The organism is Pedobacter sp. AC163 (assembly GCF_979258665.1).
Genome location: NZ_OZ409872.1, coordinates 4,848,070 through 4,864,199, shown reverse-complemented (window position 1 = coordinate 4,864,199; position 16,130 = coordinate 4,848,070). Strand labels below are relative to the sequence as shown.

Here is a 16,130-nt window from a genome sequence, read left to right as displayed (position 1 = left end):
TTCGCTGTAATCAATGTAATAAATTAAATTTGTTGCACGCACATGAAGAAAATTATCATTTTAACTATTGCATTATTTTTGGGTATTGCAGGGATGGCATATCTGTATTTCTCAAAATTGGGCAATGAAAATAACGCAAAAGATTTAGCATTGCAATCTGCAACGAATAATGCTGCAATAGTATTTTCATTTCAAAATGATAAGGGATTTTATGAAATTATTAAAGCGCAAAACCTTATTCAGCAGGTATTAGGCGAAGATAAAATTCAATTACTGATTCAGCTTAAGGATTTAATTATTAACGATAATGCGCTAAATAAATTCATTCAAGATCAATATATTTATATAAGCGTACTTCCAGACACCAATAAAACCCTTAATTTTTTAATCACTGTTCAACTTAAGGCAGATGAAGAGCTGAATAAATTTAATCAGGTAATCAAATCGAAAAACTACATCACCCCTTTAAAGAACGGGCAATATTCTTTAAAGCTCAACGATAGTGTTTCTGCTTACGCAAATCTCAATGATAGAGTAATAACCCTGTCAACATCGCTAAAACTTATTAATGATGCTGCTATTCGATTAGCTGAAAATCCTTTCACTGATTATATAAAAGAGAATAATGCTGTTAGCAGAAGTGCCCTGGCACAAATCTATATCAACTTTAATCATGTACCACCGGTGCTAAAGAACATTTTGGCTGGCAAATTAAATGGAAGTATTGAAGTTTTAAACAAGCAAAATGCATTTGCCTCTTTAAGTTATAATTTTAGCAAAGAGCGTATTCTTTTTAACGGCAGCACAACGTTAAAAGATGATTTTAGCTATCTTAAATTATTTGAACAAAGCGCAGCACAGATTACAAATATTCAAAACATCTTACCTGATAACACAGCAAATTATGCGATCTACGCATTTGATGATTATAAAACCTGGTTTAAAAGCCTGAAGACTCTACAAACTAAAGCCAATCAAATTTCTCAGGCAGACCAAACGATTAGTTCAATTAAAAATGATTATAGAACAGATTTAAATTTAGTATTTCCATTGTATGCTAAAAATCAATTTGCAACATTTCAATTAAGTACTAGCGAAAAACTGGGGGCGATACAACTTACTAATGGAGAGAAAGTGAAACAATTATTATTTGACGTGAGTACAGACTATAGTGATGAGATTAAAGTTTTTAAGTCGGCAAACATTCTCCAAGTATATTTTGGAGAGGCTTTTAAAAATTTTAGCAAACCATTTTATGCCATCATAGATAATTATTTAATTGTGGCTAACAATGCAAGCACAGTAGCATCCTTTTTAAACAGTTATAAAAACAATAGGTTAATGATTCAAAATCCTATTTACATGGATGCCATGAATCAAATCTCTACCACTTCGAATATTAGCTATTATGTAGATCTTCAAAAATCTCAGAATATTTTTAGAGATAATATTTCATCAAAATACTACAAACATTTTAGGGCAGATAGTGGCCTTAAAACTTTCGATACTTTCTGCTACCAACTCATAGCCGATAAAAATAAATTCATCTCTAATGTACTATTAAACAAATATGTACAACAACCAATACCAGATTCACTTAGTATCCGTTAATAAGAAAACCAGCCTGAAAACCAATAGATTTATGAAGAAACTTTTACTTGCTTTACTTATAGTTGCTAGTTTTAAGGCTGCCAACGCTCAGCAATACGCCCTTTTTGGCACGAGAACTATGTTCGATGCTTTCGAGAACCCTTCTCAGAAATCGTTCACATTAGATTCCTCTCGCAAATTCTCCTCTAATTTTTTCTTGCCCTATTTCGGCATTAATGCGGCAAACAAGGGTGAAGCAAATAACGTAATTAGGAGACTTGCTCAAACCGGATATCTTGATACGGAAGGCTTACCCCTATTAAATGGTGATGTAAACCACTTCTACCAAAACAGTAATATTTATGTTGCCACTTTTAGGTTGTTTCATTCATACAAATACCAAAAAGAAATTGGTCTTGCGTGGCAAATTCGTTCTGATGCGCAAATTGATTACACCAATGAAACGCTTGCAATTTTTGATTCTCCCAATAAATTTCCAATCAATACTCCGTTACGTGGAATTTTCAACTCATCCGGATACCAACAATCCTATCATCAATTTAGTATAAGCTACCGCGAAAATTACAATAAGCGATTAGCGTTTGGTTTGAAAGCCAGCTTATTAAGCGGTATTTTGTACAATAAAATCGATATCACTGATTCGTATCTATATTCAGACCCAGAATCAAACACCCTCAGTTTAGGGTTGGCAGCCAACTATAGAAGTAATTTTACAGAGGGAAGAGAACTCAGAAAAAAAACATTACTTCCATTCAAAAATCCTGGACTATCATTGAGCTTTGGAACGAATTATATCACAAAAAAAGGTTTAATGTTGATGGCAAACATTAAAGATTTGGGTTTTATTTGGTGGAGAAAAAGTACTCAAGAAACAATTGTCAACTCATCGAATATTACGATAAATACGTTCGCAAATCGAAACAACATTAATAATAGCATTACCGATATATTTACTGAAGCTCAGGAAAGCAAAAAATTCCTTGCACCAACAAACGCAAAGATTGATCTATATGTTTCAAAATTTTATGGCTTCTACAAACCTTCGTTTATTGTGTCGAAAAATCTTTTTTACAAGGGAGGAGATATTGCTTTGGTTAACACCTTTAATTATAAAAATTTCTCTGGAAGTGTTACTCCGCTTTACAACCTTAACAATATTTTCATGGTTGGTTTACAAGGTAAATATCAAACGCCAAACTTTGAAATTTTCCTTGGATCAGACAATTTAGTTTCTACTGCCTATACTACAAAGGGCATAATATCCAGCAATGGAAGTACCGGATCTTCTACTAACGGAGTCGGCGCTTCAGTATATATGGGTATAGGGATTAAATTTGGAAATGTTGTCAACCACCCCCAGTTTAGCGATGTAATGCCTGGTATAAATGACAATGAGGGGGGCAGTTTCTTTAAAAATCTATTTTCGATCTTTAAACGAAAATAACCTAAACTTTCTTTTTTGGTTGCGTAACTACAAAATCTTTTAAATAAAAAGGTTCGAAATAGGCTACGTCTTCAAAATTTCGCACCTGAAATGCCTGGTATGCTAAACCTGAAATATACTTTGCAGAGTTAAAATTCTTATCGTTGAAAAGCGCATTTTGGTGATTTAGAGTATCCTTACATTTTGCAGCTCCATCTCCTAAAAAAGTGATTTCATTTTTCTGAAGCAATTCTACATAACTATTTTCATCGATTATTTTAGCAGAGGTTGGCTCCAAAACATTCAAATTGCTATCAAAAACAGCGCTGTAAACCTCCATTCTTCGGGCGTCAATCATAGGGCAAATGAGTACAGCGTATGTCGGATTTTCCGTCATAAAACCATTAGCCATCATTTCTAGCGTATCAACAGCAATCAATGGCTTTTCTAGTGCATAACAGAGTCCTTTTGCTGTAGATACGCCTATCCTCAAGCCCGTATAAGATCCTGGTCCTTTGCTAACCGCAATGGCGTCTAAATCATTGTAAGTGAAGTGAGAAGACTTAATCACTTCATCTATAAATAAAGTAAGGTTACTGGCGTGCAAGTTTTGACCGATCTCTTCTTTGGTATAAACTGTTTCCCCATCAATTGATAAAGCTACAGAACAAACCTGTGTAGCTGTTTCTATTTGAAGTATTTTAGCCATTTTACTTGAGTTATAGGTTATGGATTGGGTTTATAATTGTTTTATCCGAAGGTTTAATAAGTTGATTTTTTTGTTTTTTTCTGCATCAAAATCCACGTCTCAATAATTTTTGCATCCAAACTGGTAAGTCGCAGTTGATAACTAAAAGTTACGGAACAGGATCGTGTCCATGTGCGCCCCATGGATGGCAGCGACCTATACGCTTTAATGCCATCCAACCACCTTTAAATGGTCCAAATTTCCGAATAGCTTCGATTCCGTATTGCGAGCAAGTTGGGGTAAACCTACAATTTGCGCCAAGCATAGGCGAAATGGCATATTGGTAAATCTTTATCAACCCTAAAAAAAGCGAACCAAATATCTTATTAATGAACTTCATTTGGCTGAATTAAAGTTTTAAAGCGCTTAAAAGTTGACACCATTTTTTTTTGAATAAAAGTAAATTCATACTTCTCCTTCCCCACAAATTGGATGGAAAAAAGCAATAATCCTCTATCATCAGGTAATTGACTGTAAAACTCTTCTTGTTTATTTAGTCGGTAAGCTTCGCGAATGCGGCGCTTGAGTAGGTTGCGATCTACAGCTCGTTTATATCTCTTTTTAGGAACATTAATTACTACCTGCGCTGGAACATGAGCAGCTTCATCAATAAACAGATAAGAAATACGAAAAGGATATAATAAAAAAGAAGAACCGTTTTTAAACAGCAGATCTAAATGTTTTCTGCTGCATAACCGTTCTTCTTTTCTGAATGTGTACATATATTTTGATTGATAATTGCAGATTTGATCTGCCGATTCCGATTAATCGGAAAAGCAATCAAAAATTATGCTTTATGCTTGCGTTCGTCAGAAACTGTTAATCTTTTTCTTCCTTTAGCACGACGTGATGCTAATACTCGTCTGCCGTTAGCTGTTGCCATTCTTTCGCGGAAGCCGTGTTTGTTTCTTCTCTTTCTTTGCGAAGGTTGGTATGTTCTTTTCATGACTGTATATTATCTTATTATAATTTCAAAATTAAGAGGTGCAAATATAAAGCGATTTCTCTATAAATGCAAGTCTGTTTAGTTTTATTTTTTATTTGAAAAGCAAATGTAGTAATTCTTTTTAAAATTCAGTCCCGCCCCCGCTTCTGCTGGCAAAAAAAGCCAGCATCTCGCTTCAGTCGGGTTTATTTCATAATGGCCACTACAATTAGGTAAGGAAGTCCTGCATGCGAATAATTCATAAAACGTTCCTACGGAACGAAACGATTGCAAAACAATTTTTGCTACCGAGAAGTCGTCCCTACGGGACGGTAGTAAATTAGCTCTCGGTATATGAATATTATTTTTCAAAACACTTCAAGAAAATTATCTCTCATCTCATTGGAACAAATCATCGATAGAAAAAATCTATGAACGGTTTTTCCGTACCATAGGAACGTTTCTATGGAAAATTGACAATCTTAGACGCAACAAAGATCGACCAAATTAAAAAAAATGCATTCGAGGTTTTGTTCTAAAACACGGCCTAGCTTAACGGTAAGAAAAGTTCTTCCCCGTAACGTAGCAACGGCTCACCCCTAGAAAAAATCTATGAAACGTTTTATTTTTCGTTCCTAAGGAAGGTTTTTTGTGCAAAATCGACAATCTTAAGCGCAACAAAAATCAACCAAATTGAAACAAAGCATTCGAGGTTTCATTCTAAAACACAGCCTAGCTCAACACCGCAAGAAAAGTTTTTTACCGTCCCGTAGGGACGACTCACCGGTAGAAAGAATATATGAAGGTTTGTTTTTTCGTTCCATAGGAACGTTTCTTGTATATCGTTCATCTGAAACAACCGTAAATAGAACTATAAGCCATGCCAACTAAACCTGGTTGTAGTGGAAATCCTTTTTGGCGCACCCGAAAACCTATTCTACGCTGCCATTCTCAAAAAAATTGAGACAAAAAACAGGACTAACGATAAGTGTTACGATGTGATTGCTTTCCAAAAACTATTGTTTATCCAGCCTGAAAATTACCACAGCGATAAACACAAAAATATTACTGATTACAAGCCCAACGCTGCTTTCAATTTTATGTATCCTGTTTTACTCACGGGCAGCCAGATATCTGATTTCAGCAGCACCACGTAACTATCTTTCTCTTTTAATTCGATTTTTGTAACCTGAGCAAGGTTAATGATATAAGAGCGATGAATACGGATAAATTGGCCGGGATCAAGAGTTTGCTCAAAGTAAGCCATGGTTTTATTTTTATAGAAAATACCATCTGCTGTACTTAATTTAACATAATCATCATCAGCCTCAAGGTAATTGATATCTCCGGTTGGAATAATTTTAATTACGCCATCCTTTTTAACTACTACCCTATTATTTTGTGCCGGACTCAAAGCAGCGGCATCCAAAACAGCTTCGGTATTTTCTGTTTGATTTAATCTGGAAGGCAGCTTTTTGATGGCAGCATCGAAACGTGCCTTATCTATTGGTTTGAGCAAATAATCAACGGCATTAACTTCAAAAGCTTTAATGGCATACTCATCAAAAGCAGTTGTAAAAATTACAGCGGGCTTATCTTCAACCAATTCCAGCATTTCAAATCCACTAATTTTTGGCATTTGAATATCTAGAAATATCAAATCGGGCTTATGTAAAGTGATGGCTTTTAATCCCTCGAAACCATCGCAACATTCAGCAACAACTTCAATTTCAGGATGATCGGTAAGATAAAATTTAACAATATCTCTCGCTAAAGGTTCATCATCAATTAATATCGTTCTGATCATTTTTCTGTGGGATTTTTAGAGTGGTAATATATAAATTATTTGCCTCAATTTCGGTTTGCAGCAAATGCGGATTTGCAAATAACAAATATAATCTACGTTTAATAGCCGTTAAACCGAATCCGGTTCCTCCCGCGGCTTTCATTTCCGGATCGAAAGGATTTTGCACCCGCAACTCCAGAATATTACGATCAACTGTTACATCAACCTTAATAGTTATACCAGCAGATGTGTTGTACAAGCCAAACTTAATAGCATTTTCTACAATCGGCTGCAATAAAGTTCCTGGCAAACATAAATTCAAAGTATCGTCGGCTACATTTACCTCAATATTTAAGCGATGGCTAAAACGAACCTTTTCAATATCAAGATAAAGCTGGATATATTCCATTTCTTCTTCTACAGAAACCCACAATTCGTCATCGCGTTTTAAGGTTCCGCGAAGAAAGGAAGCCAACTTGGTAATCATTACGCCTGCCTCTTTGGGGTTTACCATTGTAAGCGCAAATACCGAATTTAAGCTATTGAACAAAAAATGGGGTTGCAATTGGTGACGAAGCTTATTTAGCTCCGCTTCTTTTGCCAAACTTTTTGCCGCCGAAAGCCTTTCGTGTGTTTCCGATTGTTCCTCCAGTCTGTACCATAAAATATTGGCCAATGCACACCAAGCCAAGCACATAAAGGAAATTAAACCACGGAAGGCAAAAGAGAAATTATAGAAATCTAAATACTCCTTAAAATCTGAAAATATGTATAGCATCGCATATTTTGCAGCATAAATAATTACGAACGTAAGCGCCAATGTAATGATGAGCACATACAATATTCGTTCGTTTTTTGGCTGATAGTAGCCCAGCATATTACTTATGGCAATGCAGGCCATCACCAGTAAGAAATTACTCAAAAAACTATCTGCAAATGAAATTAGCCAAGAAAAATTCACCACATAATGTAGGCCAACGGCACATAGAATAAACCAAGCAATAGCTATAGCTGCAGAGGTTTTTTGAATTTGCGGAATGGATAGCGGTCTAGTTGTCAAAGCGTTGTTTGTTTAGGTAATGATAAACGAAGTAAACGACCAGAAAATCTCTGATCATTTACTTTTGATTATGGTTTTAAAAACTTTTGATTTCGATTCCCCCGAAAAGTACGGTTCCATCTAAAACTAAGGTTTTCTGCATTTGATCTATCGGCAACATGTGGCCCCTCTTGTCTTCTACACTACCAAATATTGCTGTAACATTAGATTGTATTGCCCAATTTGGTGGCACAATTAATTTGATACCTCCAAAAACTGCAGTAACATCAATCACCGCAGAATCCGTAAAGTCAGCTTGCGTCATTATGATATCCGATCCGCCGAAAACTGCAGTGACATCTCCTCCTTTAAAATTTTTAGAATAAACGGTTTGATTTGATCCCCCAAAAACGGCTGCAACATCAATGATGTCATTTCTATTTGCTTTCTTATCTGCTTCGTCATCAAGGTCTATCTCTTCATTTACACCGAACTCGTTCCTAAGTGCACCTTTAAATGACTTCCTCCTTTTGAAAGTATCCTTTGGTTTAAAAATCAAAAATCCACCAACAATTACAAGACCTATTCCCAGGGCGTATTTAGATATATCAAAATCGAAGCCCATATCATCTATCGTTTGGTATACGCCAAATAAAATAAGAATAAGCCACCAAACGCCTTTAAAATTTTTTCTTACACCAACAAACACCCCAAGCGCAATTAGAAATGTCCAAAAGCTAAATACCCAACCTGGAATATTTAATCCCAAATTATCTAATAAAAATGCTAGCCCAATAATTAATATGATGGAACCACTCCAAACTCTACCCGAGTTTTTGATGTGATTATTTTCATTTACATTTTCCATGTGTTCATTTATTTAATATCCAAAAGTATTTATAAATTAAAAGTTAACAACTGTTGTTTTCTTCAGCATGGGCAGAATGGCGGTAAGTGGTATCATTTCATCGGCGAAAAATATTTTCTTATTTTGAGCACATGAAATATTTATTATTTATATGCTTCGTTGTTTTCAATTTTGATGTATTTGCCCAAGATTTAGCATCACACTATAAAGTTTATGATGTTAAAAAGGACAAAGTAATTTCTTTAGATGAAGTAATTACCGACATGCATAAGGCTGATGTTTTATTTTTTGGAGAAGAGCATAACGATTCTATAGGGCATATTTTGGAATTTACTATTTTCAAAAAATTAACTGAACAATTCCCTAAAAAAACCGCTCTTAGTTTAGAAATGTTCCATACCGATATTCAACCCGTGGTAGATGAATATCTAGCCGACTTGATATCAGAAAAGAATTTTATCAAAGAAGGAAGGGCGTGGTCAAATTACAAGGACTATAAACCCTTAATTGAATATGCTAAAATGAATAAGCTTGCTGTAATTGCTGGCAACGCCGCCACTCGCTATAGCAATGCAGTGACCAAAAATGGGTTGACTGTTTTAAGTGGCTTTCCTAAATCATCACTAAACATTTTGCCACCTCTCCCTATTGATACCGCTACCGGAAGATACCTGGAAAAATTTACCGAACTATTGGGAGGACATAGCATGGGTTCGATGAAAGTCTATCAGACTCAAAATTTTTGGGATGCTACCATGGCTTGGTCAATCGCTAAGTTTGCGAAAGCAAATAAACGAATTAAAATTCTACAACTAAATGGCCGATTTCATAGCGATGAAAAGCTTGGAACATTGGCCAAACTTCAAAAATATGCTCCAACACTAAAAATTCTTAATATTTCATCATTTAGTGATGAAAATTTTGAGAATCCGAACTGGGAAAAACATCGAAACCTTGGTGATTATATTATAATAACAGATCCGAAAGTGAAAAGGAGTTTTTAAAAACAAAGATCTGCCCTTGAGCAGATCTTTGTTTTTTATGCTTTTGCTTTAAGCAAATCTCGTATTTCTGCTAAAAGAACTTCTTCTTTTGTTGGTGGTGCTGGAGCTGCAGGAGCCGCAACTTCCTTTTTCTTAAGGTTATTGGCACCTTTAATAATCACAAATAACACCAAAGCCACAATAATAAATGTAATTACTTGCGATAGAAAATTGCCGTACTTTATTGCTGTTCCCGCAATAGTGAGTTGGCTTAAATCTTCTAATCCGGCTGCTTTTAATGCCGGACCCAGCACTGCTGGCGTAATAATATCCTCCACTAGTGAGCTTACAATTTTTCCAAATGCAGCACCGATGATAACACCGACAGCTAGGTCGAGAACGTTCCCTTTAACCGCGAAGTCTTTAAATTCTTTAACAAAACCCATAATTTTTAAGCTTAGATGATTTATATACGAAAATAGCAAACATTCAACTGAATCCAAATGTTTAGCAGACAATTAAACCAAACATTCAAAAGCATTTACGTTAATTCGAAAGAATATCTGAAATGATTTGTTTATTTTTGCTGCAATCCTGAATACAAAATATGCTAAAGCAACATCTACAACAAAAATTATTACAAAAGTTATCACCCCAACAAATTCAGTTTATAAAGTTGTTACAGGTGCCAACGGTTGCTTTAGATACGCGTGTAAAAGAGGAATTGGAAGATAATCCTGCTTTAGAAGATCCTAGTTTGATGACACAGGATGAGCCTAAAAGCGAATATGATGATTTAAACGATAGCCCTGAAGACTTCGATGGACCATCTGAAGATACCAGCATGGATGAGTTTAATGTAGACGATTATCTGCAAGACGACAATACCAACGATTATAGTACGAATTACAACAATGGTGATGATGACGAAGAGAAAAAAGAAACTCCAATCGCTATTGAAAGCACCTTCTTTGAAAGTTTACAAGAGCAATTAGATCTTATTCCTCTATCAGACCAGGATTTTATTATCGGTAAGCAAATTATCGGAAGTTTGGATGATGATGGCTATTTACGCCGCCCTTTGGGTTCTATGATTGACGATTTGGCTTTTTCTCAAAATGTAATGGTTGAGGAAGAAGATGTATTGGAAATGTTAAAACTGATTCAAAGTTTCGATCCTCCAGGCATTGGCGCAAGAGACTTGAAAGAATGTTTATTGATTCAATTAAAAAGAAAAGACCCCAATAATCCGATAATAGTTAAAGCAATGAATGTTGTAGAAAACTATCTGGATGAATTTACAAGAAAACATTACGACAAACTCGAAAAAAGCTTAGGCCTAGATAGCGAAGAACTTAAAGAGGTAGTCAACGAGATTTTGCGCTTAAATCCAAAACCAGGTGATGCAAATCAGGTAACGACCAAACAAATGCAAATCATTCCGGATTTTCATATTAGTAATAATGATGGGATTTTAATTTTAACACTGAACTCTAAAAATGCACCTGAACTAAAGGTAAGCCGCTCTTACCAGGAAATGTTTGAGCATTACGATAAGGCTTCATCAAAAGATAAAAAGCTTAAAGAAGCTGTTCAGTTTGTGAAGCAAAAATTAGATTCGGCTAAGTGGTTTATCGATGCCATTAAACAAAGGCAACAAACTTTGTTGAAAACAATGAATGCAATTATGCATTATCAGTACGAGTATTTTTTGACGGCGGATGAACGCAAAATGCGTCCAATGATTTTAAAAGATATTGCTGATAAAATCGACATGGATATTTCTACCGTATCTCGTGTAGCCAATTCGAAGTATGTGCAAACTGAATTTGGTACCTTTCTGTTAAAATCTTTCTTCTCAGAAGCCATTCAGACAGAAAATGGAGAAGAGGTATCGAACAAAGAAGTAAAAAAAATACTCGAAGATTGTATTGGAAATGAGGATAAACGCAAGCCTCTTGCCGACGAGAAATTGACCGATATTTTAAAAGAAAGAGGTTATAACATTGCCCGTAGAACTGTTGCTAAATACAGAGAGCAAATGAATATTCCGGTGGCGAGGTTAAGAAAGGAACTTTAGTCCTAGGGCAATTTTTTGTTTTCAGTTGGTATCAAGCCGTATTTTTTGGTTTATTTGGATGTGCGTTTGAACTGAATTAGCCTATCTTTAGTTCGTTACCACATTCGGATATACGAAGGTACTTTATAAATGTTGTTGAGTAGTAATCCCAAAACAATTTCATGGCTACCATTGCTTACCTGATTCAAATCTGAAGTGGTAAAATCGTAAGAGTAGGTTAGATTTAACATCTTACCAATATTGAAACCGGCCATTGCCGAAAATGAATCATCCTTGCGATAACTTCCCCCAAGCCATAACTTATCTCTAAAAGCTATTTTCATATTTAGATCTACCGATACTGGCGCTGGCTGCACATATTTAACCATAACGGAAGGAATTGCTGCAATTTCATCATCAAGAAAAAATTTATATCCCGCTGTACCAAAGAAATGCGGAACTGCTTTTCCTTGATTATAGGCTTCATCTCCCGAAAAACTTAATTTTTGAGATAATATCTGTTGAGCCGATACTCCTGCAAACATTCTTGCACCGTATAACCAAACACCAACGCTTAAATCTGGACGTAATTGGTTGGTAATTGCTCTATTAAGTGATGGTTCATAAGGATTTTCGAATGTCAATGCATTTATATCTAATGAAATACTAGATAAACCTGCTGCAACACCTGCAGATAAATTAAAATTATTGCTCAATTGCAAATGATAGGCGTAAGTTACATTGGCATCCAATCTTTTTATCGGGCCTGTTTTATCCAAAACTGCGGTAACACCCATGCCATGATGTGGTGGTGATGAAGTATAATTCTGCATGTAATTCCGATCCATTGGATTGCCCGTTTCTTCGGGAAATGAAGTGAGCGCATTACTCCACAACTGATTATCGCCCAATGCCCAATGTGCTGACACGAAAGAGGTTTGTGGCGCATCATTAATTCCAGCCCATTGTTTCCGATAACCTGCTTTAAAATCAATATAATTTTCTATCCCAGAAAGCGCCGGGTTAAGCAAATATTGATTAAAAATATACTGGGTGTATTGTGGCTTTTGCTGAGAAAAAGCTTTGATAGAAACAAGTAAGGCAAATATAAGGATATACTTTTTCAAAATTTATCTGATTATTGTGAGCGGTCCGGTAACGTTTTTCCTTCCATTTCGTGGATTTATGATGTAGTAATAAACACCAACCGGAAGTTGTTCATTTTGATAATTCCCATCAAATGGGGTTGTATATCCAGCACTAAAAAATATTCGGCTCCCATTCCGGTTAAAGACTTCTACAGTTGCCTTTGGATAACTTTCCAAATACTTGATATTCCATACATCATTAATTCCATCACCATTTGGAGTGAAACTACTTGGAGGATTAACAGCCTGTAAAACCTTAACCGATACCCGTAGTACTGCAGTACATTGCTCCGGACTGGTAGTTACAGTTAAGGTGTAGTCAGTATCATCTTCCGGTGAGGCAATTGGATTCAAGACTTTGTTATTATCCAACCCTGTAGCCGGTAACCACTCATATTTCAATCCTTCTCCTGTTGCTACAGCAGGAACTTGTATTTCTCCTCCTGCTAAGATATAAATAATTGAGCCGCCATCAACCACTGGTGATTTATTTACAAAAATTGATTTTGTAACCGTAGCACTACAACCATTATCTGCTGTGAAAGTATAGGTGATGTTATGAGGCCCGAGCCCGGCCAGTTTCGGATTAAACGTTCCATCAGGTTTCAAACCGCTTCCATCACTGCTATAAACTCCAACGCCTGAAATTCCGTTGGTTTCATGAAATTGATTGATAACAACATTACCATCATTCTCACACACAGGCAAAATTTCATCAACTGTTATTGTTGGAGATGCGTTCAATGTAATGGTTTTAATGATAAAATCAGAGCATTGGCCTCCTGAATAGGCAACTACTTTAATCTGAACATCTTTAGTTAGCGGGGAACCAAAAGGTGCATAATTCAAATCTATTTGATCTGGTATTGGAAAATTAAAAGTTTCCATGCTCTCCGGCTGGTTATCTAAATCTTTATAGACTTCAATCTTTGTTACCTTTCCAAAATCTACCGTCGATGTATTTTTAATTGAGATTACCGTGTTGCTGCAATAATTATTGGTAGTCAAGGGTTCAAAGTTAGCCTTAGGAACAGATCCGTTGACGGTAAACTGTTGTTTAACAATATCTGTACATCCGTTTGTGTTAGTAATGGTCAGGGTAACATCGTAATTATCGGCTACGGTGTAAGTATGTGAACCATCTTTCGCATTTGATGTGTTTTTTACCAAATCAGCGGCCGATAAATATTTGTCTCCAAAATCCCATTTATAAGTTAATCCGTCAGCCGTACCGTCTACATTTACTGCTGTATTGGTGAAATTAGCAACAGCATCTTTCAAGCAGATATCGGGCATTTCAAAACCTGCTTTTGGTAGCTCTGTAACATTGATTTCCCATTTCTTTGCTTCGCTTACGCAATTATTCGACGACGTGGTTACCAGTGAAATAGTATACTTTCCAGTTTTAGTATAGCTATGTTTTGGATTTTGATCAGTTGAAATTGCTGTTCCGTCATCAAAATTCCAAGCCCAGCTTTTAATGGTATTTACAGATATATCATTGCTTATAGCTGATAAGTCTTGAATTGTAAATTCGGTATTGGTGCAAGTTTCAGCAGGAGCTTTAAAATTTGAAACTGGCTGTGGGTAAATTTCTATTTCTTTTTCAACAGGTTCAGAATAACAGCCTGTTCCAGATTTTACCGTTAATAAAACTTTGTATTTACCTTCTTTTAAAAAAGCATGTTTTGGGTTTTGATCGGCTGATGTCGTGCCATCTCTAAAATCCCAAAGCCAATTTGTAATTGCAAAATCGGTTGTTTTAGAATCACTTTTATCTGTAAACTGAACTTCAGTATTGGCACAACCTGTCAACTTGGCTTCAAAATCGGTAATGGGCAAATCGTAGATATTAAAAACATAGTTGGTTGTAATGTCGCCTGTAATACAATTATTCGCATTCGTTGGCACATGCGCAACCACTTCTAAATGGTATTCACCGGTTTGAGTATAGGTTTTATTTACAGGATATCGGTAGACATAAATAGTTTGTCCGTTTACAATTTTCTTTTCAGGTACCGGGTTTGGAACTGGTTCTGGCACCCCACCTTCCAAAGTCCAGGTGATCCGATCTGGTTCATAAGGCAAATTGACTTTAAAATCAACAGTTTGTCCAATACAACCATTAGGACTTTCCTCGTTTCGGGTTTCATCAATAACCGTTAAATAATTGTTTGATGATAAATTGGTCCCGGCTGAATAGGAATATGATTCGGCATTACCAAATCCGTACGCAATTGCATTAAATCCATCATCAGCTGTCAACGTTAAACTGCTTGCTGTAACAGAAATCTGGGCAAACGAATAAGTAGAATTGCCAATAAGTGTACTCCATGATGCTGTAGGAGCTACCCCATTAATTTTAAAGCTGTTTACTTTATTTGTTCTAATTAGAACGTTGATATACTTATCCACTATTGATTCCAAATCAGATGAAAACACGGTAACGGTTTTAATGCTGAATTCAACTGGATTAAGAATAACCATTTCCGGATCGCCAATAATAGCGTTACCCAAAGCTGAAGAACAATTTTGAGTAAGTGAATATTGTGCAACACTAATTAATTTATCAGCAGAGATAAATGTAGATTGGGTTAAAATGCTGCTTTCATAGAATTCGCCTTTATTTAAAGTAATAGAAGTACCATCTAAAGTGAATTTTGTATTATCTTCTTGAGCCAAAATTCTTAAGATGTACCGCCTATCTTTGAATGGGACAACGCCATAGTTTCTTCCCCAGCTTACTGTTGGATAAAGTTGTTGATATAGTGGATCTTGAGAACCAGTACATGGGCCTATTACAATTACAGATGAGCCAGAAAAAGCAGCAAATCTTTTGCAAGATGATTTTGTTTTATCTGTTTCTACATAAACTCCGGTTAGATCACCAGTACCTGCGATGTATTCGTATACATCGCCTGCTTTGGCCAAAGTAACTGGTAAAGTACTGCCACCTTTCTCATGAATAATAACACTTGTATTATCTTCTGCAGCTACGATGGCCAAGTAATTTCTTCCCCCTGCAGATTGAGTGTAGTTCATGGAATAATAGGTTTGGCCAAGTGTTTCGAATGGAAGTATCAACGAAGCTGCTGATCTTGCTCTTCCGTAAATGTGAGTGTATGCAGAAACTTTGGGTAAACCATCGGTTACGCGGATACGTATTGCCCTATCTAATAAAACTGTATTTGATTCTGATTCTTCTATATACGCCGACGCTCTAGGTACATCAAATCGTATAGCTTGGTTGGCTGGGATTGTTTTTTTTAACGACCATGTTCCGCAACTAACCGTAACCTCTGTATTGAATTTGGAAGTTACAAAAACCGCAATGTTAGCTAAGCTATTTTGGCTAGGTACATGCGTGGGGAAAACTGCCCAAAAGTCTGTCCCTTCGTTGGAAACGTTTTGAGCACGAGAGCGCATTGAAACCAATAAAAATATTAGTAAAGCTAATAATCCAGCTCGCTTCATTGGTATTAGCTAATTAGAAAGGTAATTCATTTGGAAAGTTATAGAGATGCAATATACTATTTATAC

General features: G+C 35.9%; 14 protein-coding genes. 4 read left to right on the top strand and 10 right to left on the bottom strand.

All coding sequences use genetic code 11. From position 1 onward, the window contains the following. Positions 1-42: 42 nt before the first annotated feature. Positions 43-1,611, top strand: coding sequence for a hypothetical protein (locus ACZZZK_RS21015; protein ID WP_463485838.1), 1,569 nt, complete (start codon positions 43-45; stop codon positions 1,609-1,611). Between the two features lie 31 nt (positions 1,612-1,642). Further along, a complete protein-coding gene (locus ACZZZK_RS21010; RefSeq protein ID WP_463485837.1) occupies positions 1,643-3,055 on the top strand; it encodes a DUF5723 family protein in 1,413 nt (470 codons plus the stop codon). Position 3,056: 1 nt separating this feature from the next. Here ACZZZK_RS21010 and tsaB read toward each other — a convergent pair whose 3' ends face one another. The 7 genes from tsaB to ACZZZK_RS20975 all read right to left on the bottom strand — a co-directional run bounded on the left by tsaB (position 3,057) and on the right by ACZZZK_RS20975 (position 8,400). Then, positions 3,057-3,743 (bottom strand): tRNA (adenosine(37)-N6)-threonylcarbamoyltransferase complex dimerization subunit type 1 TsaB, encoded by a 687-nt coding sequence (tsaB, locus tag ACZZZK_RS21005; RefSeq protein ID WP_463485836.1) that lies wholly within the window; start codon positions 3,741-3,743, stop codon positions 3,057-3,059. Between the two features lie 148 nt (positions 3,744-3,891). After that, positions 3,892-4,122, bottom strand: a complete 231-nt coding sequence (gene yidD, locus ACZZZK_RS21000) for a membrane protein insertion efficiency factor YidD (protein WP_463485835.1) — start codon at positions 4,120-4,122, stop codon at positions 3,892-3,894. Further along, positions 4,109-4,504: a ribonuclease P protein component gene (locus ACZZZK_RS20995; RefSeq protein ID WP_463485834.1), complete on the bottom strand. Its 396-nt coding sequence runs from the start codon at positions 4,502-4,504 to the stop codon at positions 4,109-4,111. The genes yidD and ACZZZK_RS20995 overlap by 14 nt, the downstream gene beginning before the upstream one ends. Before the next feature lie 65 nt (positions 4,505-4,569). Further along, a complete protein-coding gene (rpmH, locus tag ACZZZK_RS20990) occupies positions 4,570-4,728 on the bottom strand; it encodes a 50S ribosomal protein L34 (RefSeq protein WP_010601723.1) in 159 nt (52 codons plus the stop codon). A gap of 1,051 nt (positions 4,729-5,779) precedes the next feature. Continuing rightward, positions 5,780-6,514 (bottom strand): LytR/AlgR family response regulator transcription factor, encoded by a 735-nt coding sequence (locus ACZZZK_RS20985; protein WP_463485833.1) that lies wholly within the window; start codon positions 6,512-6,514, stop codon positions 5,780-5,782. Continuing rightward, positions 6,492-7,553 carry a sensor histidine kinase gene (locus ACZZZK_RS20980; RefSeq protein ID WP_463485832.1) on the bottom strand — a complete coding sequence of 354 codons (1,062 nt, stop codon included), beginning with the start codon at positions 7,551-7,553 and terminating at the stop codon, positions 6,492-6,494. Before ACZZZK_RS20980 ends, ACZZZK_RS20985 begins: the two co-directional genes overlap by 23 nt. 76 nt (positions 7,554-7,629) lie before the next feature. Next, positions 7,630-8,400, bottom strand: coding sequence for a LiaF transmembrane domain-containing protein (locus tag ACZZZK_RS20975; RefSeq protein WP_463485831.1), 771 nt, complete (start codon positions 8,398-8,400; stop codon positions 7,630-7,632). 131 nt (positions 8,401-8,531) lie between these two features. Between ACZZZK_RS20975 and ACZZZK_RS20970 the strand changes: the two genes are divergently transcribed. Beyond that, positions 8,532-9,404 carry a ChaN family lipoprotein gene (locus ACZZZK_RS20970; RefSeq protein ID WP_463485830.1) on the top strand — a complete coding sequence of 291 codons (873 nt, stop codon included), beginning with the start codon at positions 8,532-8,534 and terminating at the stop codon, positions 9,402-9,404. 35 nt (positions 9,405-9,439) lie between these two features. On the opposite strand, the gene mscL is transcribed toward ACZZZK_RS20970, so the two are convergent. Beyond that, complete coding sequence (gene mscL, locus ACZZZK_RS20965) at positions 9,440-9,829, bottom strand: large-conductance mechanosensitive channel protein MscL (RefSeq protein ID WP_463485829.1); 390 nt, start codon at positions 9,827-9,829, stop codon at positions 9,440-9,442. A gap of 161 nt (positions 9,830-9,990) precedes the next feature. Here mscL and rpoN point away from each other — a divergent pair, with 161 nt between their 5' ends. Further along, positions 9,991-11,463, top strand: a complete 1,473-nt coding sequence (gene rpoN / locus ACZZZK_RS20960) for an RNA polymerase factor sigma-54 (RefSeq protein WP_056850328.1) — start codon at positions 9,991-9,993, stop codon at positions 11,461-11,463. 95 nt (positions 11,464-11,558) lie between these two features. Here the strand turns inward: rpoN and ACZZZK_RS20955 are convergent, their stop codons facing one another. Continuing rightward, complete coding sequence (locus ACZZZK_RS20955) at positions 11,559-12,569, bottom strand: PorP/SprF family type IX secretion system membrane protein (protein WP_463485828.1); 1,011 nt, start codon at positions 12,567-12,569, stop codon at positions 11,559-11,561. A gap of 3 nt (positions 12,570-12,572) precedes the next feature. Continuing rightward, the gene (locus ACZZZK_RS20950; protein WP_463485827.1) at positions 12,573-16,064 is read right to left on the bottom strand and encodes a PKD domain-containing protein; all 3,492 of its coding nucleotides are present in this window, start codon (positions 16,062-16,064) and stop codon (positions 12,573-12,575) included. Positions 16,065-16,130: the final 66 nt, after the last annotated feature.